Source organism: Extibacter sp. GGCC_0201 (genome assembly GCF_017566055.1).
Classification (GTDB): domain Bacteria; phylum Bacillota; class Clostridia; order Lachnospirales; family Lachnospiraceae; genus Extibacter.
Genome location: NZ_JABFCH010000101.1, coordinates 1 through 249 on the forward strand (window position 1 = coordinate 1; position 249 = coordinate 249).

The 249-nt window shown below is 43.8% G+C and carries 1 protein-coding gene; it reads left to right on the forward strand.

Annotation, left to right across the window (positions count from 1 at the left end):
- The coding region (locus HJV72_RS18890; RefSeq protein ID WP_208073399.1) for a TIM barrel protein at positions 1–249 on the forward strand (249 nt) is incomplete at both ends.

Consider the following 249-nt stretch of genomic DNA (forward strand, 5'->3'; position numbering starts at 1 on the left):
GAACAAGATATCAATAGAGAAGTGCCTGGACAGGATTGCCGAGTCTGTCAATATGACTTTGGATAAGACGACCGGTGTGACTGCTGTGATTGAGAATACAGCCGGACAGGGAAGTAATGTGGGAAATGAATTCTGGCATTTGAGATATATTATAGATAAGGTGGAGGATAAATCTCGTGTGGGAGTCTGTCTGGATACTTGCCATACCTATACCGCCGGTTATGATATTGCGAATGAATATGACCGGGT